Source organism: bacterium (assembly GCA_016702305.1).
In the GTDB taxonomy this organism is placed as follows: Bacteria; Electryoneota; RPQS01; order RPQS01; family RPQS01; genus JABWCQ01.
In genome coordinates, this window is record JADJEH010000017.1 from 334,653 (window position 1) to 355,406 (window position 20,754).

22 protein-coding genes are annotated in these 20,754 nt (G+C 56.4%); 18 read left to right on the top strand and 4 right to left on the bottom strand.

Features of this window, described 5'->3' with window-relative positions; genetic code table 11:
• Positions 1-5 precede the first annotated feature (5 nt).
• The 6 genes from IPH10_12590 (at position 6) to IPH10_12615 (ending at position 5,411) form a co-directional block, all read left to right on the top strand.
• Positions 6-1,430 carry a hypothetical protein gene (locus IPH10_12590; protein ID MBK6911746.1) on the top strand — a complete coding sequence of 475 codons (1,425 nt, stop codon included), beginning with the start codon at positions 6-8 and terminating at the stop codon, positions 1,428-1,430.
• A 46-nt stretch (positions 1,431-1,476) separates the two neighbouring features.
• Entirely contained in the window at positions 1,477-2,586 is a 1,110-nt protein-coding gene (locus IPH10_12595; GenBank protein MBK6911747.1) for a hypothetical protein, read from the top strand.
• A 26-nt stretch (positions 2,587-2,612) separates the two neighbouring features.
• Positions 2,613-4,031 (top strand): hypothetical protein, encoded by a 1,419-nt coding sequence (locus tag IPH10_12600; protein MBK6911748.1) that lies wholly within the window; start codon positions 2,613-2,615, stop codon positions 4,029-4,031.
• Between the two features lie 116 nt (positions 4,032-4,147).
• The gene (locus IPH10_12605; protein MBK6911749.1) at positions 4,148-4,510 is read left to right on the top strand and encodes a hypothetical protein; all 363 of its coding nucleotides are present in this window, start codon (positions 4,148-4,150) and stop codon (positions 4,508-4,510) included.
• A 48-nt stretch (positions 4,511-4,558) separates the two neighbouring features.
• A complete protein-coding gene (locus tag IPH10_12610; protein MBK6911750.1) occupies positions 4,559-4,831 on the top strand; it encodes a hypothetical protein in 273 nt (90 codons plus the stop codon).
• A gap of 85 nt (positions 4,832-4,916) precedes the next feature.
• Positions 4,917-5,411 (top strand): ferritin, encoded by a 495-nt coding sequence (locus IPH10_12615; GenBank protein MBK6911751.1) that lies wholly within the window; start codon positions 4,917-4,919, stop codon positions 5,409-5,411.
• Positions 5,412-5,470: 59 nt separating this feature from the next.
• Here IPH10_12615 and IPH10_12620 read toward each other — a convergent pair whose 3' ends face one another.
• The gene (locus IPH10_12620) at positions 5,471-5,986 is read right to left on the bottom strand and encodes a zinc ribbon domain-containing protein (protein ID MBK6911752.1); all 516 of its coding nucleotides are present in this window, start codon (positions 5,984-5,986) and stop codon (positions 5,471-5,473) included.
• A 345-nt stretch (positions 5,987-6,331) separates the two neighbouring features.
• Between IPH10_12620 and IPH10_12625 the strand changes: the two genes are divergently transcribed.
• The 6 genes from IPH10_12625 to IPH10_12650 all read left to right on the top strand — a co-directional run bounded on the left by IPH10_12625 (position 6,332) and on the right by IPH10_12650 (position 11,804).
• On the top strand, positions 6,332-6,655 hold the full coding sequence (locus IPH10_12625; protein MBK6911753.1) for a ferredoxin family protein: 324 nt from the start codon (positions 6,332-6,334) through the stop codon (positions 6,653-6,655).
• A 4-nt stretch (positions 6,656-6,659) separates the two neighbouring features.
• Positions 6,660-7,625 (top strand): aldo/keto reductase, encoded by a 966-nt coding sequence (locus IPH10_12630; GenBank protein ID MBK6911754.1) that lies wholly within the window; start codon positions 6,660-6,662, stop codon positions 7,623-7,625.
• A 64-nt stretch (positions 7,626-7,689) separates the two neighbouring features.
• Complete coding sequence (locus tag IPH10_12635) at positions 7,690-8,409, top strand: alpha/beta hydrolase (protein ID MBK6911755.1); 720 nt, start codon at positions 7,690-7,692, stop codon at positions 8,407-8,409.
• A 917-nt stretch (positions 8,410-9,326) separates the two neighbouring features.
• Positions 9,327-10,583 (top strand): T9SS type A sorting domain-containing protein, encoded by a 1,257-nt coding sequence (locus tag IPH10_12640; protein ID MBK6911756.1) that lies wholly within the window; start codon positions 9,327-9,329, stop codon positions 10,581-10,583.
• A 166-nt stretch (positions 10,584-10,749) separates the two neighbouring features.
• A complete protein-coding gene (locus IPH10_12645; GenBank protein ID MBK6911757.1) occupies positions 10,750-11,217 on the top strand; it encodes a mobile mystery protein A in 468 nt (155 codons plus the stop codon).
• Positions 11,214-11,804 carry a mobile mystery protein B gene (locus IPH10_12650; protein MBK6911758.1) on the top strand — a complete coding sequence of 197 codons (591 nt, stop codon included), beginning with the start codon at positions 11,214-11,216 and terminating at the stop codon, positions 11,802-11,804. The genes IPH10_12645 and IPH10_12650 overlap by 4 nt, the downstream gene beginning before the upstream one ends.
• A 30-nt stretch (positions 11,805-11,834) precedes the next feature.
• Here IPH10_12650 and IPH10_12655 read toward each other — a convergent pair whose 3' ends face one another.
• Positions 11,835-12,125 (bottom strand): hypothetical protein, encoded by a 291-nt coding sequence (locus IPH10_12655; GenBank protein MBK6911759.1) that lies wholly within the window; start codon positions 12,123-12,125, stop codon positions 11,835-11,837.
• Positions 12,126-12,179: 54 nt separating this feature from the next.
• Positions 12,180-12,725: a sigma-70 family RNA polymerase sigma factor gene (locus IPH10_12660; GenBank protein MBK6911760.1), complete on the bottom strand. Its 546-nt coding sequence runs from the start codon at positions 12,723-12,725 to the stop codon at positions 12,180-12,182.
• Positions 12,726-13,480: 755 nt separating this feature from the next.
• Between IPH10_12660 and IPH10_12665 the strand changes: the two genes are divergently transcribed.
• The 6 genes from IPH10_12665 (at position 13,481) to IPH10_12690 (ending at position 19,302) form a co-directional block, all read left to right on the top strand.
• Positions 13,481-13,987 carry a hypothetical protein gene (locus IPH10_12665; protein MBK6911761.1) on the top strand — a complete coding sequence of 169 codons (507 nt, stop codon included), beginning with the start codon at positions 13,481-13,483 and terminating at the stop codon, positions 13,985-13,987.
• A 30-nt stretch (positions 13,988-14,017) separates the two neighbouring features.
• The gene (locus IPH10_12670) at positions 14,018-14,830 is read left to right on the top strand and encodes a hypothetical protein (protein MBK6911762.1); all 813 of its coding nucleotides are present in this window, start codon (positions 14,018-14,020) and stop codon (positions 14,828-14,830) included.
• Positions 14,831-14,969: 139 nt separating this feature from the next.
• On the top strand, positions 14,970-16,628 hold the full coding sequence (locus IPH10_12675; GenBank protein MBK6911763.1) for a T9SS type A sorting domain-containing protein: 1,659 nt from the start codon (positions 14,970-14,972) through the stop codon (positions 16,626-16,628).
• A 49-nt stretch (positions 16,629-16,677) separates the two neighbouring features.
• On the top strand, positions 16,678-17,631 hold the full coding sequence (locus IPH10_12680; GenBank protein MBK6911764.1) for a hypothetical protein: 954 nt from the start codon (positions 16,678-16,680) through the stop codon (positions 17,629-17,631).
• A 15-nt stretch (positions 17,632-17,646) separates the two neighbouring features.
• Positions 17,647-18,006 (top strand): carboxymuconolactone decarboxylase family protein, encoded by a 360-nt coding sequence (locus tag IPH10_12685; protein ID MBK6911765.1) that lies wholly within the window; start codon positions 17,647-17,649, stop codon positions 18,004-18,006.
• Positions 18,007-18,039: 33 nt separating this feature from the next.
• Entirely contained in the window at positions 18,040-19,302 is a 1,263-nt protein-coding gene (locus IPH10_12690) for a PLP-dependent transferase (protein ID MBK6911766.1), read from the top strand.
• A 71-nt stretch (positions 19,303-19,373) separates the two neighbouring features.
• Here the strand turns inward: IPH10_12690 and IPH10_12695 are convergent, their stop codons facing one another.
• Positions 19,374-20,693, bottom strand: a complete 1,320-nt coding sequence (locus IPH10_12695; protein ID MBK6911767.1) for a glycosyltransferase family 39 protein — start codon at positions 20,691-20,693, stop codon at positions 19,374-19,376.
• Positions 20,694-20,754: the final 61 nt, after the last annotated feature.

Here is a 20,754-nt window from a genome sequence, read left to right on the forward strand (position 1 = left end):
CACCCATGAAACTCAGGGTTCTCCTGAGCCTCTTGTGCTTGCTGTTCGCGTCAGGCGCGAGCGCACAAGTCCGGCTCATCACAACCGTTGAATACCAAATTGACAACGGTTCCTTCACATCCTTCAATGTTGTGGATGGCGCCTCCGTCAATTGGGCCGAAGTTGTCTCAACGCTCGGTTTACCTAACGGATTGCATCGCTTGCGAGTTCGCGGAATAGACGATCAAACCCGCACCAGCCAAGTCACTGACGGATTCTTTGCCACCATCAGTAACGATGCCTCCGGCCAAGCTCGTGTCGTGACCGACTTGCAATATCAAATTGACTTGGGTTCATTCACCAACGTCAATTTAACGGATGCGTCAGAAGTAACTTGGAATGATGTGCTTGCCACGCTGGGCCTGCCCAACGGTTTGCATCGCTTGCGTGTTCGCGGAACCGATAACGCCGGCCGCACAGGCGTCATCTCCGACGGGTTCTTTGCTACCATCAGCAATGATGGCTCTGGTTTGACTCGCGTCATCACCGATCTCCAATATCAAATTGATGGCGCTGCCTTCACACCTGTGGATGTCACAGACGCGACTTCCGTCAACTGGGCCGACGTGCTCTCCACAATCGGTTTGCCCAATGGCTTGCACAGAGTACGCGTACGAGGAACAGATGATGCCGGCCGCACGAGCGTCATCACCGACGGCTTCTTTGCCACCATCAGCAACGACTTTTCAGGCCAAACACGACTTGCAACTTTGGCCGAATATCGGATTGACGGTGGAAGCTATACACAAATTGACCCTGCCGATGCTCCGATCTTCAACGTAAACCAAGTTATTTCCACGAATGCGCTCGCAATCGGCTTACATGCGATTGATTTTCGCGGCGTTGATGACTTGAACCGCGTTGGACAAATCATGCGCGCCCTCGTCATCGTCACCAGCCCAACGGTAGTAGGTGAGGCCCGCACCATTATCGCCGCCGAAGTTTGGTTTGGAACCGACCCCGGCGCCGGCAACGGTATTCCAGTTCCGCTTCCGGTGGACGGCGCATTTGATGAGAGCGGAGAAGATGTCACGACTGTCTTCACCAATCAACCGGTAGGCTATTCCGTCGTGGGCTATCGAGGCCGCGACAACACCGGACGCTGGTCAAGCAACGTCATTGACTCCGTGCTGGTCGGCCCGATTCTCGTGGTCTCGTCCGCCGGTAACGACGTGATTCTCAACTGGCAATTCCCGGATGGTATTGACCAATACTACATCCAACGCGCCGCCAATACCGCCGGACCGTTCACGACCATTGACTCGACTACCGCCCGCACTTACACTGACGCAGGGATCATTGCAACGCAGGCACAAGGTTACTACACCGTCACCTTCCGCGATGATTCGATTGCGGTGCAATTGCCGCCGGGCACTCCGGCCGCCAAATAGTCGTCCAAGACGATTTCCGCTCACGTTTGAACAATAAGGGCTACGTATGAAAACACTTGCATTCGGGCTGGCCGCCTTCGCATTGTTGCTTTGCTCTTCGGCACAGGCAACTCTCCGCTACGTCTCACAAACCGGCGCCGGTACCTATACGCTGCCCAGCGCCGCGCATGCCGCCGCTGTGAATGGCGACACGATTCTCGTCGGCCCCGGCGCTTACAACGAACCTGTTTCGGTCGTCATTACCAAGCGTTTGACGTGGATTGGCGCGGGATGGGACCAATCTACCGTGAATGGCTTAGGCAACTCAGGAGCTTTTCAATTCAGCGCGACAACCGCAACCGGCAGCTCCGTTGAGGGAATTCGCCTCAACGGTAGCGGAGCCGGCCAGTCCGGACTCTATAACGCAACTGCTAACTGCGACTCCATTACCATTCGCCGGTGTTTGGTCACAGGTGGAGTTAATGCAAATGCGGTGAACTGGACGGCTACAGGCTTGGGCAGACTGTATATGGAAGATTGCATAGTCCTGCATAACTACCAATTCGTGAATGGCATCGAAGGACCACGCGCTGGTGGTATGTTACGCAACTGCATCGTCGCCTCCATGGTCACTCCCAGCCCCGGAAGCGCTTGGGCGATTGGTTCTGGCACCGCCGCAACCGGTCCGCTTGAAGTTTACAACACCGTCTTCCTGAATTGGAACGTGATCTTCAACACCTCCACCGGTTCACCTGCCAGCATCTTGATCAACAACGCCGCTTTCGATTTTGTCGGCACTCCGTCATGGGGCACCATTCCCGGAGCTTCATTAGTAGATTACAACGCGGGACCCGCGGGCGTTACGGCGATCGGCACGAACTACATCACCATTCCCAGCAATCCGTTTGTCACCTATGACACGGCATTGAACTACGTCATCGGCACAACCAACTTGAACCTCATCGGTGGTTCAAACTTGATTGATGCGGGCAACCCGGGCATTCTGGATGTCAACGGCTCGCGTTCGGATGTCGGCGTCTATGGCGGCCCGCGTCCCTTGATTGACAACGGCGTGCCCAACTATCCGTGGGCCGTCAATATTGTCAATGTTCCCAATGTCGTTGGACAGGGCACGCCCGTCAACGCTACGGCCATCGGTCGCGTCGGACCGCAATAATACTCTAACCGCAAAGAGGTACCAACATGAGAAGATTCCTTCTCATACTTGGCCTTGTCGTGGCGTCGGCTGCTTTCGCGCAACCGACCATCACGAATGCTGAGTATTATATCGGCGCGGATCCGGGCCCCGGCCTGGCCACGGCGATCACCGTTGCGGCTCCCAGCGCCGCTGTTCCGCTCGCCTGGACAATTCCGACCGGTAGCTTGACTCCCAATCTCTATCGAGTGTTCGTGCGCGTGCGCACCAATCTCGGCCTCTGGGGTCCCGTCACCAACAGCTATCTGATTGTATCCGCCGCATCGCAAGTGCCGCTGCTCGTGACGCAGTTTGAATGGTCCGTTGATGACGGCTCGTACACGATTGTTGATGTCACCGACGCGAGCACGGTGAATCTCAATCAACTGCTGTCAACGGTCGCGCTGGCGCCCGGCGTTTTGCACAGAGTCAATCTGCGCGTGACCGACAACACGGGCCGCACCGGTCCGACGACCTTGGCCTACCTTGCCATTTCCGCGCCCAACCATGTCACCAGACTTGTCACGCAGTTTGAATACGCGGTGGATGGCGACGCCTTTACGCCGGTGGACATCGCGGATGTTAATCCGGCGAATCTGGCGCAGGTCATCTCCACGGTCAGCCTGACGCCCGGAATCTTGCACTCAGTCAAGTTTCGCATTACCGATGATCTTGGCCGCGTGAGCGTGATCACCAATCAGTACTTGCCGATTGCCGGACCGACGTTTGTCACAAGGAGTGTCGCGTCGTTTGAATATTGGGTGGACTCGAACCCGCCGACGGTGGTTGACAATGTTGACGCACCCATTATCAACATCAGCGAGCTAATTGCCTCCAATAGCATTCCGGTCGGCTTGCATCTGCTAAATATCCGGCCCACGGATAACACCGGAAGAGTCGGCCCGGTACACAACGGCGCGTTTATTGTCATGTCACCGTTTCAGAACTCGCTGCCCAGAACCATCGTCGCCGCCGAAGTTTTTGTCGGCAATGATCCGGGAATCGGCAACGGAGTCAACGTGCCGCTGCCGACAGACGGAACCTGGGACGAAGGCAATGAACCGTTCGCGCAGGTATTCACCGGCTTTGACGTCGGCTATTACCGGATCGGCTATCGCACTCAGGATAACCTCGGACGCTGGTCGGGCGTGGCCTATGACTCACTTCTGGTCGGTCCGCTGTTGACTGTTATCTCGTCCGGAAACGACGTGATTCTCAATTGGGAATTCCCGGACGGCATTGACGAGTACTACATTCAACGCGCCGCGAACACCGCCGGGCCGTTCACGACAATTGATTCAACCACGGCGCGAACCTATACGGATACAGGCATCATCACCACGCAAGCACAAGGCTACTACACCGTCACCTTCCGCGACGACTCGATCTCCGTCCAGTCACCGCCAGGAACGCCGGCTCGCCAGTAGGTTTGCCATTTCTCGGTATTTTGCGTAACTTACGGGGTGGGCCTTGCGGCTCACCCCGTTTTTTGCGGAAACGCTTGTAACCCTTTGAACTACAAGCAGGACCCAGAGAGGTTGACATGAAGGACCCGCTCCTCTACCTCGGTTCGGTCATGATTCTGACCGGCCTGTTCGGCTACACCACTGTTGCCGACGACCTGCGGCATCCCGGCGAGCTGATCGCCGTCAGCGCCATCCTGCTCTTCGGAGTCGCGCTGGTAGCCGCGGCCATGCGTGCTCGCCGCATGCACAGTGCGGTGCCCACGAGTCCAGCTCTCTGGGCGGGCGCGCTGTTGACGCTGCTGGGCATCATCGGATTCGGCTTCGTGGCCGACGATCTCACTCACCTTTTGGAATTCTACATCAGCGGCGCAGTCCTGTTGTCCGGCATCGTGCTGCTGGTCGTTGCGTGGCGGCAGCATCGCTTGCCGTCGCCGCGCTAATCTGTACGACGGTATTGCAACTCACTCCTTCACCTTTCGAGAATAATCATGTGTTGTGCTGAAGGCTGCTCAATGGCGTGTTGCGCCCTGATGGGGATCGGCTGGTGGCTGCTCGCCGCGATCTTGCTGGTTCTGACGTGGAACAAGGTTGTGACCGTCGTCGTTCTGAACGTGAAGCCCATCAAATTCTGGCACGCGCTGCTCGTCGTCGCCCTGCTGATCGTGCTGTTCGGACCCATGACGTGGTGCGGTCAGTCCCGGTGCGGCAGCCAGCCGTGTGACTCGAAGTCCTGGCAATGCAGTCCCGATTCCTGCGGCTGAGTTTCTCAGGCCGGCCCTTTCCTTATCATGCGAACATTTCGCACCGCAAAGACAATTCTGCTTCAATAAGCACGGAGTACCCAATATGCTGTCGAAAAAAATGTACGAAGCGCTGAACGCGCAAGTCAATCACGAACTCGAAAGCGAGTACGTTTATCTGCAACTCGCCGCGTGGTCCAAGGCCAATAACCTCGAAGGTTTCTATAACTGGATGAGCCATCAGGCCGAAGAAGAGCGCGAACACGCCATGAAGATCCACGACTTCTTGATTGACAGCGGTCACGAAGTCGAGTTGACGGGCATTGACAAACCGAAGCTCACGATCAAGTCGCCCGTGGATATTTTCCGCGCGTCACTCAAGCACGAGCAAAAGATTTCCAAGAACATTCACGACTGCTACACCGTCGCGCTGGCCGAAAAGTGCTACCGCTCGCAAGTCATGCTGCACTGGTTCATCGAAGAACAGCTCGAAGAAGAAGCCACCGCATCCTCGATCCTCGACAAACTCGAAGCGCTGAAAGACAGCCCGTCATCCGTCTATTGGATTGACAAGGAATTGAAGAAGCGCGGGAAAGAGTAAAGTTGTCGGCAAGGTATCAAATGGAAGCGGCCCGGTCATTTGACCGGGCCGCTCTTGATCTATTCGGAAATCGGCTTAGGCTTATCCGCGAATTTCTCTCGTATCGAATGCAAGAATGCGATCATCAGCCCGCTGATGATTATTCCTGTGAAGTGGCCGATTGTATTAGCCATCGGGGAATCAATCCGATTTGTGCTCGGATCGGCCAGCGCCCGATATTCGTCCAATCTTGGAATAATCAACAGCCCGTTGATAATTCGATAGATCATCAGTCCGATCATTGCCTTGCGGGCTAGATCGCTCATGCGCAGGAAGCCTATCCCGCAATAGACGACTACGCCTGATTCGAGAAGTCCGATAAGGGCAGCCGGAGTGCCTGTGAGGATCATACCAAGCAAGGTCGTCGGAACATCCAGAAACGAACCCAATAAACCCAGCGACCCAAGAATAATCATCATCACCGCAAGGATGGTGATGCCGTTAGGCCTGTGGCGACCGCCAACCTTAGCACCGCAGTTATGGCAATAAGTATCACTGGCGGCAACCGCCTGGCCGCAGTTTGGGCAGGATTCCATGACTACTCCTCACGTACTATTAGCGCAATTCTAGACCGACACGATTATTTGCGCTTTGAATTTACGACTTAATCATGTAATAGTGAACAGGAACTCTGAAGCACTACTTTACCACTTTTTCAGAATTCGTGCTTACCGCCTCTGTGAACCCCCCCTTCGCCTTGCATCTTACCCCTGAATTCACCATATTTTAAGTGGCCAATGGGCCACCGCAAAGCGGACAGGAGACTGGCCGCTTTTCTTTAATTTCCAATAGCTTAGGGCTTCGCTTGCGCCTCTTTTCGCAAGCCCTGACAGCCCCGTTGATCCCCCCGGACACCCGCGGGGAAATTGAGGACTCGCCTCGTGACTTTTGTCATCACCGAAAAATGCCTCGGCGAACGCTACGCCTCCTGCATGCAGGTCTGCCCGGTCTATTGCATCTACCCGGCAGAACTCAAAGGCGAAATCTTCGCTGTGATTGATCCCGAACTGTGCATTGACTGCGGTGCCTGCGTCCCGGAATGTCCCGTCGAAGCCATCGTGGACGACCCCGATCTGGCGCCCGAATGGGCCAAGATCAACTCGGATCTCGCACCCCAATTCAAAGACAGCCCCATGCCCGACGTGCGACCGGCCACTGATCCGCCGCGCAAAGGCAATGTGTATAACGATCCCCGAAAGAAATAGATAGATGGAAACCAGACGACTCGGAAAATCCGGACTGCAAGTCTCCGAACTTGCCCTCGGAACTATGACCATGGGCTGGCGCAATGATGAGCGCGAATCGCATCAAATTCTGGATGTCGCGTTCGATCACGGCATCACGCTGATTGACACCGCCGACATCTACTCGCGCTGGGTCGAGGGCAATCCCGGCGGCGTGTCGGAAACCTATATCGGCAATTGGCTGAAAACCAAGTCGCGCTACGACGTCGTCATCGCCACCAAGGCGCGCGGCCGTATGTGGGACGGCCCGTCCGGTGAAGGACTGTCGCGGATGCACCTGATCAAAGCGTGCGAAGATTCGCTGCGCCGCTTGAAGATTGATCACATCGATCTCTATCAGTGCCATTATCCTGATGAGAGCACCCCGATCGAAGAAACCGTTGAAGCGCTCGGCGAACTCGTGCATCAAGGCAAGGTGCGCTATCTCGGCCTGTCGAATTTCCCCGCGTGGATGCACGCCAAGATGAACGGCTACGCCGCGATGAAAGGCGAACCCGCGTTCGTCTCCACGCAGCCGAAATATAATCTCGTCTGCCGCCGCGACGTGGAAAAGGAACTCGCGCCCTACTGCACCGATGCCGAAGTCGGCGTGATTCCCTATTCGCCGCTCGAAGGCGGTTTGTTGACGGGCAAATATCGTCCCAACGAAGAGAGCCCGGCTAACGCGCGCCACACGATCAACGGCCGCGCGCAGGACAAACTCACCCCGCAGGTCGTGCGCACGCTCGAATCGCTCGCGCATGTCGCTGCGCAGCGCGGCGAAACCATGACGCAGACTGCGCTCGTATGGATGCTCTCCAAAGAGTTCATCACCAGCCCGATTATCGGCGCGACATCGGTTGAACAGCTCCTCGATTCCATTCCCGCCGCCGGCAAGCGCCTGTCGCTCGAAGAGCTCGACCTGCTCGACGCCGTCAGCGAAGGATTGTAAATCTACGGAAGCACCGCAGCTTCTTCTTCAGGTCATTTTGTAACTCTCATAGATAGAACCTCCCATGCTAAAACACACCTCCATCGGTAACGGCCCGCCGATTGTCCTGTTGCCCTCCATGCTCGGCACAATTGATTCCGAGTGGCGCAACTACATGAAGCCCATCGCCGACCTCGGCTATACGGTGATTGCCATTGATTGGCCCGGCCATGCGCAGAGCGATATGACCAAGTCGTTCACCTTCCGCGTGCTCACCGAAGAACTCGAAGCGCTGTTCCAGTCGCTCAAGACTGAACCCGCCGTGATCTTCGGCTATTCGATGGGCGGCTATGCGGCGATTCACTATGCGCTCAAACACCCGACGCGCGTCGTCGCCATCTGGATGCACGGCACCAAGTTCTACTGGTCGGGCGAAGAGGCCGAAAACATGTCAGCCGAACTTGATCTGGCCTGGATGGAAGAGAATAAGCCCGAGCGCCTCGAACGTCTGCGCGCGGTGCACGGCGACAATCTCGAAACCCTCATGCCGTGGCTGGCCAAGATGGTTTTGAATCTACCGGACACCGGCTTGACCGAATTCGAATTGGAAGACTTCAAGACACCGGTGCTCGTCTCCGTTGGCGACCGCGACGAACTCGTCCCCGTCAATGAAGCCGGTGACTTGGCCGATGCGCTGCCCAACGGTCAGCTGGCCGTCTTCCCCGACACCAATCATCCGTTCCAGTCCGCTCGCGAGCATCTTGTCCTGACCGTCATCAAGGATTTCCTGAATAGACTGGATTGAGCGGGAAAGACCTAGGTCTTGCCTCAGGCAAGACGTTCCGCATGATAAGTCGCGGCGGCCCAATGGGTCGCCGCGCTTTTTTTCAGAAATGCCGTTCGATTATTGACAAACTTAGATTTTGTCCGTATGCTCTTACATGGTGGGTCGCCAACAATCTCAGAAAGGTAGGATGCTATGAAGGCCCTGTTTTTTTTTCGGCTTAGTGCTTAGCGCAAATCTGGCGCTGGGACAATGCACCTTCGCGCCTGTCTCAATCTACGACGTAACCTGCTCCGATTTCGAGGGATGCAGCAACCTCAACGGTTGCGTATCCCAGACAGTCACGGTGCCATGCGATTCATGTTACTACTTAACTGTGAAACTCGATTGCCCTGACAAATGTAAATACTGTCGGGCGTGTGCGGTATTGTACAACGGCGCATTTCGAGTTGGCGATGACTGCCACACTCAAGACTGCGACGGTGATCCCTGTTCCTACAGTTGCGACGCTACGCGCTTCCGCCTAACCGCAAGCACGCCTTACACATTGTATGCATGTCTTATCCATTGCGAGAACGTTGAATGCAGCGAATGTGAAAGCGGCTGCAGAGCGATAGCCACTCTGGAGCGGTCTTCCGTTGCGTGCCCGTGAGTTTTTGACGATTGGCGTCGTGCTTTGCACAGTCGGAGCGCGCTTTGCATGGTCTGAGATTCTCAGGGTCCCCTCCGAGTTCTCTTCAATTCAATCTGCTTTGAACTCTGTGCAGGAAGATGACACGGTACTCGTATCATTAGGCATTTATCAAGAGGCGCTCACTGCGCCTCTTGTCAGTTTCTCGCTGTTGGGCGATGTTCTTCCTGATTCAACACTCTCGAACTTGCCAGTTATAGACCCTTCAAGTTTGCCTCATCCTGGGGAGCTAGCTTGCCTGACATTCGTGCAGTCAATACCGCTTTGCCGCATTGAACGGCTCACCTTTCGCAATGGCCTGGAAATGTATCCGCGTGATGAAATCGGCGGAATAGCAGGGAGTGTTTCGCATTTGGCATTGAAGCATGCTAAATTTGATTCGACCTATTACGGCCTTGCCCGTGTACAGGGCACCGGCGAGTTGATTGAACTCGATTCCTGTCTGTTCGTGAACAACCCGGTGGGTTGTGTCAGTACCGAGGAGCACCGCGTTGTTGCGCGCAACTCCTTCTTTAACGGAGCAGGCTTCACGCTCGTGAATTGTGCTTCAAACAGCCAGTTCGAAAGATGCCGCTTCAGCGGAGCGACCTCGGCTTATCATCTGCTGATTGACGGAGAAGCCACGGTCACGCAGTGTGATTTCAGCGGAAACTCCCCTGACGTCAACGCATGGCTCTTCCTTCTGAACGGCAGCGGACTCGTAGCGGAAAACATTTTTCATAATGGTCAATTCGCAACATTTGCCGTTCATGTTGAACGCGACTGCGCTTTCCCATTATCAATTTCGGGCAATATCTTCAGTCAACTTTTTGATGTCACCCCTATCGTGATTGAGTGCCTTTCCCCTGGCTTGGTTCCAGCGATGGTTGATTCAAATATCTTCACCGCGATTGTAACACCGCGCGCCAAGGCAGTACAAATCCAACCCGACGCGCAAACGCTGATATCTGGGAACCGCATGATCGGACTCTCTCCACCCGACCACGCAACGATATTTTCCGCTTGCGACAGCGTGGTGGCGCGTCGAAACATCTTCATTGGCAACGGCCTGGCTTATCAGGCGTTTTCCTACAACGACGCCCGTCACAACTACTGGGGCGACTCCACAGGACCGTACAACGCGCTGCATAATCCACAGGGCCACGGCGATAACGTCTCCGATTCCGTCGTCTTCAACCCGTGGTATCCGGATACGTCGTTTCTGGTGAATGCCGCCGCGCCGCAAGTGGAGTTGCCGACACAGTTTGAGTTGCGCGCCTATCCCAATCCCTTCAACAGCACCGCGCGCATTGAACTCGATGTTCCGGCCCCCTTCATCGGTGAAATCACCTTGACAAACCTGCTCGGTCAAACCGTTCGCACCATCCATCGCGGACCGCTCTACGGAAGGGAGACGTTTACGCTTCAAGCACACGATCTCGCCTCCGGGCTGTATTTCCTGTACGTCCGCGACGTTATCAAAAACACCGTCGCCGCCTCGACCAAGTTGCTCCTGCTGAAATAGCCACACGATTCCGCTCCAAACTAAAACGGCGGCCACTTGGCCGCCGTTTCTTTATGTTTTTCAAATGATTACGTCTTCGCATTCAATTTCGTATCTTTTTACTTGCTTTTTGTATTTCTTTTTGTATCTTTATTGTATCTGTTTGTACACTATTTTGGAAGCGACTATGAACCTGCGCTCTATTGCAAGAAGCCAGAAGATCGAAAAACTGGATCTACTTCGCCGACTGCTTTCCTCACAGACTCGCCCTAAGTCCGGTTGGATCACGACCGTACGTGAGGCGTTAGGAATGACAACGGAGCAAGTCGCGCGTCGTGCCAATACTACCCGTGCGTACGTCTCAAACAGCGAACGCGCGGAACGGGCAGATGAGATTACTTTCAGAAGAATGCAGCGCATGGCCGAAGCGATTAACTGTGATTTTGTCTATTTTCTCGTTCCACGCGGCGAAATCAGCAAAACCATTGAGGCACAAGCCGAAAAACACGCACGCGCGTTATTAAGAAAAGCCGGCGTTCATATGTCCCTTGAGGGTCAGCAGTTAGATAATGCGCAGCAGGAACAAGAAGTCCGTCGGTTAACGCAGGAGTTGATTGCCAATCCACCTCGAAACTTCTGGAGTGACCCGTCATGACTTTTGAGTATCCCAAAGGCGCGACGCCGCTTGACCCGGATGATCTTAACGGACTAAAACACGGGCACGTCACAACGCGCGGCGAGCTTGATCAACTCGAGCAAGCGAACATTGTGGAAGGCCTTCGATGGCTTGACCGCGTGAGAAATCCCGATATTCTATCCGGAGCTTTCATTCGAGATTTGCACCGCAACATGTTTGGCGAAGTATGGGAATGGGCAGGGCGGTTCCGAACAAGGGAAACAAACATCGGTTGTCCTCCGTATGAGATTCCCGTTTTGCTTCGTCAATTACTTGATGACGTAAAGTACTGGATCGAAAATGAGTCCTATCCAAAAGTCGAAATCGCTTTGCTGTTCCATTTTCGCCTTGTCAAGATTCATTTGTTCCCCAACGGAAACGGACGACATGCACGGATATTAGCAGACGAGCTTCTGCGCAAAGTACTGGGCGGAAATCCTATTGATTGGTCAAAAGGCTACGACTTGCAGGTTATGAATCCCCGACGAATCGAGTATCTTGAAGCTATTTACGCCGCCGAAAAGGGAGATTTAGGACCACTTCTAAGATTTGCGGGAGTTGAGTAGATTGACGGCGGCCAAGTGGCCGCCGTTTTGTCACTCGTTAACTTTATCTTTCGGCGAATCATTCCACCCGCAGCAACTACGCCAGCGCTCACGCATCTTTTCGCGCTCTTCGGAACTCAGATTGTGCAAACGATGCCCGCCGAAATGCTGCCCACCGCAATGCCCGCGATGAAAACCACCGAACAGAATCCGCGCCAGCGCCAGCAGGCCCAGCGATTGCCAATAGCCGATCTCGCGCACGCTCAGTAGGTCGGGCAAAATCGCGTTCCACAAGAGCATCACCGCCAACGCGCCCAACAGCGCGAACGGAATGAACATCAATGGAAAGAAGAACGGTCGTCGCATTTTTGTATCTCCTTCAATAGGTCTTGCGAATTATGCGCCAAGATAGTCGCGGCGCACAAGTTCCATACGCGCTCGCAGCTTCTGTACCGCGTAGCGCTTGCGCGAAATCAGCGTTTTGGGATTCACACCTGTGCGGCGCGCAATCTCGTCAAAGGTCAGCCCGTCTATTTCGTTCTGAATGAACACGTCGCGCTGTTCGGCCGGCAGCTCGTTGACCGCGATCCGAAACTCTTCCCATAACAGGCGGTTTAACGTCTCCTGCTCGGGCGTGCTCGTTTCAATGAACATCAAGTCTTCGAGCGTCAGCTCATCCTCACCGTGCTGTGGCAGTTCGCTCATGGTCAAGGCTCGCCGTTTGCGTTGATTGTCAATGATCTTCGAGCGCGCCACCGTATATAACCACGCGCCCAGCTCTTCAATCTGATCGAGGTCACCCGCCCGACTGAGCTGCAGCCACACATCCTGCAGCAGGTCTTCGGCTTCCTCGCCGCGCACCCGCTGACGAATAAAACCCAGGAGCCGCCGACCATAGGTTTGGACGGCCGCTACAATCCGCGTTTCACGCACGCTGCTCATGGATGGGGTGAGGGCCTCAGTCATACAACATTAAAGACGAACCAACCCGCAAATTACTTTAATCAAACGCTATATGCCAACCTCTGACCTAATTGTATACGAAACAAGCTCCCCGCCTGTTGGCGGGGCGTTTCAATTGAGCCCAGATCATCTTAACCCTGACGCGCTACTGAAGTTATAGCAAAGAAATCATGAAGAATTGGTGGTTGCTTCTTCCGTCCTCGATGCCGCTATAAGCGCCCATGTTCAGTGAGAAGACCGTCCAAACGAGCGAAATCGTTTCATTGTGAATGGGCAATTCCGCTTCTTTGGTACCCGGCTTTATCAAGGTATGCGTATCGAGTTGCGTTGGCCGTCTACCACTCCCTCCCAGGTTGAAGGCTGGACCTTTGGAACTGCTAATACCGAATGCCTTTTGTCGAGTGATGTGTGCACTAAGATGCGTTTTAGGCTGGAAGAAGATGTTTCGATCTTAATTCGACAGGAAGAGGATCCAGCCCGCGCCTCCTCGCCCTCGATGCGTCACGGTGACCTGACGATGTGGAACCTGCGACGCCTCGCCCTGACGCACCCTCACCCCAATCGCCAGCACCCACCGGAGGCAGACGATAGTAAGGGTGATTAGTTGTTGCACGGCCCCACCTCCCCGGCGGGGCCGCTCTTTTTTCCCCTCTTCCTCCCCCATTAAACCTCTCCCCCTTCCGCTTGTCCAACTTGCAGAAGCGCTTAAGAACCGGATTCTCGAAGAGGGACCCATGACCCGCTACATCATCATCATCGCAAGCCTGTCCGCTCTGCTGGTCGCCGCGCCGCTTTTCGCGCAGGACGACCCGGACCGCCAGCCGCCGCGCCCATCCGAACGCCCGCTAACCAAGGACGAGCGCCAGGCCCTGCGTAAGCACATGAAACATCGCCAGATCGCTCAAGAGCTCGAGCGCAAATCCATGAAACACAGAATGCTGGCGCATGAATACGGCCGCGAATTCCGCCACGAGCGCTTCGGCCCGCCCAGCGGGTCCGGACCTCAAGGCGGACCGCCCCCCATGGAAATGCGCCGGAAATTCCGCCGCGACGGCTTCGGCCCCGAGATGGGCTTTGGCCCACACATGGGACCAGATCGGCCCATGGGACCCGGACCGCAGGCCGACATGCCGCGCCACTTCCGACACCAGCAATTCGGTCCGCAGATGGCCCCTGAACATCCGCAGACTCCACAGCACCTGCGCCGTCAGCATGGCCGACATGGCCCGCGCGCGATGTAACCGCACCCATAGCCTGAAGGAGAACTCAAGATGAACAAAACCCTGATCTGGACGGCGTTGCTCTGCACCGCCCTCCTGACCACCGCCGCCAGCGCGCGCCATAGTGACGACCTCGACCGCATCCGCATCGAAGGACGCATCGAATCCATCCGCGGCCAAATCGCCTATATCGAAGACGACTGCGGCGAGACCTTCCGCGTCCACCTCGGTCCGCAATGGTATTGGGATGACCGCGACTACTACCTGCGCAGCGGCTGGTACGTCACCGTCATCGCCTGGCAGGATCCCTACGAAGACTACTGCTATGCCGGCGAAATCCGCGGACGCGATTTCTGCTACGACCTCTGTGACAGCCGCGGCTACCCGCGCTGGCGCAATGACGACGGCTGCTATTCCGGCTGGCGCCCCACCCGCTCGTTTTTCGAGATCTACTTTGTGATCGGCGACCCGCTATGGCATTGCAGTCACCACCGCCACTATTCCCTGTGCAGCGATGCCTGCTGGCACGACGGCCCGCGCCATCGCCGTTGGTATTCACACGATGATCGCGACCACGACCGTCACGGTCGCGACGGGCGCCGTGATCACGGCGGGGGAGGCCGCTTCAGTGACAACGATGACCGCGGCGGTTCCGGCAGCGGCGAAGATGTGAAAATCGTGAAGCCGCGCAGCTCCGACCGTATCCCCGGTGGCGAATCCAAGGGTGGCTCAAACTACAAGATCGAGAAGCCCCGCAAGATCGAGAAATCGCACGTCTCGACGCGTAGCAGCTCATCACGCGCCAATACCAAATCCGAACGCAAGGTTCAGGTGAAATCGGAAAAGTCGTACGCGCGGAAATAGCAACGCTTGGCCTAATGTTCAAAGGCGGTCCGCACGGGCCGCCTTTGTCATTTTCGACTGGTCACTTGCAACTCAATTCTGGCCCGCTATCTTGAAGCTCTGGGTCCCGCGCACATCACATCTGAGCCCGGGAGGTTACATGTATCCGTTCGCTATCCTGTCTCTCATCTTCCTGTCAGCAAACCTGACCCTCGCGGTCATGCACCGCGTCCCCGCCGATTTCACGACCATCCAATCCGCGATTCTCGCCGCGACTCACGGCGACACCGTGCTCGTCGCTGAAGGCACCTATGTCGAGAACATAGACTTCCGCGCGCGCAATATCGTCGTTGCGAGTGAATTCCTGCTCGATGGCGCGATTGAACACGTTCCCCTGACGATTATTGACGGCAGCCAACCTGAACATGCCGACACAGGCTCCGTCGTGCGCATCATCGGCGGAGAAGATTCCACTGCTGCGTTAATCGGATTCACCATCACCGGCGGCACAGGTACCAAGTTCCGCGATCAATCCGACAACCTGTTCTACGTTGAAGGCGGCGGCATTCTCATCGAGAACTCCGATCCGCTCATCGCCTACAACTACATCCGTAATAACGCCGCCACGCGGCGGCCGCAAGGCGCGCAAAGCGCAGGCGGCGGCGCCCTGCGATATGGCTATTGCGCACCGCGAATCTACAACAACGTCGTAGTCGAAAACGAAGGCCGCTATGGCGGCGGCATCGTCAGCTTCTTTGCCGACGGAGACTTGCGCAACAACGTCATCGCCAACAATGACGGCGGACAGGATTACGGCGGCGGCGGTCTTTGGATCGGCGGCGCCGGACACAGCACAACGCTGCGCAACAACACTATCGTCGGCAATACCAGCACTCTCACCGGCGGCGGCATTCGCTTATACGCTGGCGTGCTGAATGCAGAGGGCAACATCGTCTGGGGCAATCAGTCCGCAGCGGGTTTCGATCAGGTCGGTGGCGTCAATACGAATTTGCATTTTGACTACGGCTGCGTGTCGCAAGACCTTACCGGCGTCGGCAATATCAACGCTTACCCCGATTTTCTCGAGCAGAACCTGCGCCTCGCGCCGACCTCACCTTGCATAGATGCGGGTAATCCGGACGCCGCCGGGAACGACCCCGACGAAACGCGCAACGATCTCGGCTGCTACGGTGGACCCGGCGCGACGTGGTTCTTTCCATTCAGCATACCGCGCATCGTGCTGCCCGACGCCGTCTATCAGTTCATCGGCGACCCGCGCAACGCCACGGCCGCCATTTCCAACTACGGCACCGCCACGTTGGTGCTCGATAGCTTGCGCTTCGTGGACGGATCGTGGTTCAATATCCTGTTCTTCCCCGAATTCGTGCTCCCACCGGTTTCTGGCACTGACCTAATCATTGCCTCCGAAAATGGCGGCGGCGTCACACTGTACGATACTTTGCTCGTCTATCACAATGACCCCAGCGTGCCGAATCCGTGGCCATTGCCCATCCGTGACGAAGGCACCCCGATCCATGGCGAAGCGCCGCTTCCCCTCGACTTTGCGCTCCACCCGGCTTTCCCGAATCCCTTCAATCCCCTCACGACCATTTCCTTCGACCTACCCACCGACCAATTCGTAAGCCTGACCGTTTCTGACCTTCAGGGCCGCAAAGTTGCCGACTTGCTCTCTGAGAGGTTGGCCGCAGGCACCCACCAATTCACGTGGAATGCCGCGGGTATGGCCAGTGGAACCTATTTCGCCACGCTGCGCGCCGGGAAGTGGAGTGAACACACTAAACTTGTGCTGCTAAAATAGCATGTCCTGCCTGCGAGCATTTCTCTTTCTCCTGTTGTGCTCCACAGCCTTGGCGCGAATCGTCAGCGAGTCGGAACCGAATGACTTTTTCGACGACGCAAACGATATCGAATGCGGCGACACCGTGCAATGCGCGAACCTCGGTCTGCTCCAGCCCGACTTCTACCGTTTGGTCATTCCCGGCGGTGATTCAGTCTATATCACGTCCTTCCCTTGTCAGGCAGACGTGAATACGACCATTGTACTCTATGATAGCCTGTACCAATTGCTCGGCATTGATCTCGACAGCGGCCTGGGCAGCTACGCGTCATTGGGTTGGTTTGCGCAATTCAATCAAACATGCTATCTTCAAGTGTTCTGCACGCAGGGCCCCGGCGGAGACTACTCTCTGACGGTCACCTGCGAAACACAAAACAACTCGGGGCACGCCCTCTGCTCAACGGCCCGCCCGGTGACTTTCTGGCCCTACTATGACGAAAGCTCCACGCTCGGTGCCGGCAACGAAATGGGCACAGCCGCTCCCGACGTGTACTATACCTTTTCGCCCCCCACCTCCGGCGATTTTTTGGTGCAAGTCTGCTCGGCAGCCTTCGATTCCCGCGTGCAGCTGTTCGGTTTCTGCACCGGCGAGCTTATGGATGATGCCAGCGACGGAACCTGCCAGTTCGGCGCCGACCTCTATCTCTTCGGTCTGACCACGCGGACCTATTTCATCGTTGTCGAAGGCATGTCCGCCAGTCAGTTCGGCGAGTTCACGATTGAAATCAACCCGATTCTGCAAGAGTGCCCCGCGCCGCTTGAGCTCGTGCTGTTCACGGTCGGCGGTCTTCCTTTCCTTGATTGGCAGACCGTTCCCGAAGCGGATTACTACCTCATTGAACAGTCGTCATCCGCCGCCGGACCGTTTGAAGCGCTCGCGACAACAACGGAATCTTTCTGGCAGGATAACCTCGGCTTTGCACTGGCCACGCGCTTCTATCGCGTCCGCAGCATCTGTCAATAACCTAATCCCGATTCCATGAGCCTGCTCGCCGACTTCGAAGCCTATCGCGCCAAAATGAATGCGCGCATTCTGGCCGAAGATCATCAGCCCGTCAAGCGCTTCTTCGGCGTGGACACCCTGACCTACCAGGACGGCGCGCTGGATCATAGAACCAAAGAGATGCTCGGTCTCGTCTCATCGCTCGTCCTGCGCTGCGACGATTGCGTCAAATATCACATCCTTGAGTGTCACAAACTCGGCGTGACCGTCAAGGAATTCTTCGACATTTTCTCCGTCGGCCTCGTGGTGGGCGGATCCATCGTGATCCCCCACATGCGCCGCGCCGTCGAATTCTTGGATGAGTTAGAACAACTTAAGCACACGCAAACTGTGTAAGGAAGGAGCAGGCGCGAGAGCGCCTGTTTGTTTATGGAAGATTCAAAACTTCGCGACGCTATTGAAAAATTCTACCTGCGCTACGGATTCTCGACTCGCTGTCTGCACGCCGGTGAAAAGGTCGGGCAGCCCAAGCTGAAAAGCCACACTAACGCCATCTTCGCCACCTCGACGTTTACCTTTGACAATGCCGAAGAAGGTGCCGACCTGTTCGCACGCCGCAAATCGGGTTACATCTATTCGCGCATGGGCAATCCCACCGTCGTCGTGGCCGAGGCCAAACTCAACGCGCTCGAAGGCCGCGATCTGAAATTGCAGGACCCCGATCGCTGCATCTCGTCGCTGCTCTATTCGTCCGGCATGGGCGCCATTGCCGCGCTGGCCTTCGGGCTGCTCCGCCCCGGCGACGTGCTGCTGCGCGGTGAAACGCTGTACGGCTCAACCGACGACTTCTTTCAAACCATGCTGCCAAAGTTCGGCGTACAGTCTGTCGTCGTCAATACCGCCAAGCCCGTCGAAATGCGCCAAGTCATCGCCGCCCATCCCGACGCGCGCATGCTGTTCTTCGAAACGCCGACCAATCCGCTGCTCGAATTGACCGACATCACCGAGACCGTCAACATCGTGCGCGCAGTCAATCCTAAAACCGTCATCGCCGTGGACAACACGTTCGCCACGCCGTACCTGCAGCAGCCGCTGTCGCTCGGCGCCGATGTCGTCATGCATAGCACGACGAAATATCTGTCGGGCCACGGCGCCCTGATTGGCGGTTCGCTCACCACCTCGCAGGATTGGATCAAGGAAGAGCTGTTCCACACCATGAAGGACACCGGCGCGTGTCCGTCACCATTTGACACGTGGCTGCTCAACATGGGCATGAAGACCCTGCCCTTGCGCATGGACCGCCATTGCAGCAACGCGCAGACCATGGCGGAGTGGATGGAAAAACACCCGCGCATTCGCAAAGTCTTTTTCCCCGGCTTGAAGAGCTTCCCGCAATATGAGTTGGCCAAGCGCCAGATGCGTCTCCCCGGCGGCATGATCTCGTTTGAGATTGACGGCGACTACGCCGCCGCCGCGCGTGTGCTCAACAACGTCCATCTGCACACGCTTGCCGTCAGCCTCGGCTGCGTGGATTCGTTGATTCAGCATCCGGCTTCGATGACGCACGCCATGGTATCGCCCGAAGCCCGCGCCCATGCCGGCATCACCGATAACCTGATTCGGCTCTCCGTCGGTATTGAAGAAGTTGAAGATTTGATCGCCGATCTCGATCAGGCTCTAAAAGCCATCTGACGCCTGCCGATATACGCCACAAGAAAAGGGTCTCGCGAGAGACCCTTTTTTATTTACAGAGATTATGACCGCTACATCCACCCGATAATCGTCACCGTTTCAAACATCCATACACCGGCAAACAAACCGAGCGCCATTAACAGCGAGAGCCTCCGCCACGGCGGCGCGCCGTTCCACGGCTGCTGCTCCACATAGGCCGCCGCGCCTAATATCACCGCGGGCATCAGCGGAAAATGATAGCGCGGCAAACCGTAGCTGACAAACGCCGCCAACGCGCCCAGCGACAATTGCAGGATGAAGAATCCCCGCGCCGGAAATTTCTTGACAAGATAAAATCCGCACAACCCCAGCAGCACCAGCACCGCGTACGGTATCGCCATCAAGATCAAGGCCCCCAGCGGCTGCATGTGCAGCGTCTCGGCCAACGACGTGGAACCGCGCACCGGCGCAAAATGTGCCAACATCGCCATGTCCGTGGACCACAAATGCGCAAACTTCGTTGGCCACATCTCAATCGTCTTGCGCAAATTCCCCTGAGCATACTCGCGCGCCGCATGATTCGCCGCCACGTCGCGCTGCGCCTCCGTGCGGGCTTCAACGGGAATGATCGCCTGCACCCGATCGTCAAACTGATACGCCCCGTTCCCGTACGGATTGTTGCCGATCAGCAGATTGATCCCGCCGTTCGTGTTCAACGCGAACCGCTCCATCACCATCTGATTGCGCACCATCCACGGCAGCATCAGCAACAGCGCGCCGATCAACACAAACGACACGGCCTTGGCCCGCTGTGCCAGCGGCGTCTCGTAGCGAATGAACAGCACATACGCAAACACCGTCGCCAGCAAGATCGCCCCCGCCGCGCGTGTCAGGCACAACAGGCCCAGCGTCCCTCCCAACAACAGCGCGTCGCCGACCCGGTAGCCGTGCGCGTCCAGCCGATCGTGCAGCCAAATCGCCAATACCCACCAGAACACAAACAGCGTCTCCGTCAGCAGCAGCGACGTGAACAGCGCCGTCGCCGGATAGAGCATCCACACCGTCAACACGAGGTAGGATATAGCCTCGCTGAAACGCGCCCGCGCCACCTGATAGAGCAGCAATCCCGTCAGCAGGCTTAACACCAACTGCACATAGAATATCGGCTTGAAATCCCCGCCGGAAACTGTCATCACACCGGCAATGAGATAGGGCAAAAGCATATCCCGATAGCCCGTCGGCGCACCGTCCAGCGCAAACCCCTGTCCCGACCAAATATGCTGCGCGATCTCCAGATACTCAGGCTCGTCCGGCGCGTATAGCAACGCCGCATCCGGCCGCAAATCCAGCACAAATAACCGGAAACCTGCGCCGATAACCAGCAAAGATAAGAGGATCGAGAGTCGTTGCATGCGAAGTTTTTTACTCAGCGAAATGAGAAAACGGAGAGGCCTTCCTCTCCGTTTTGCTAAC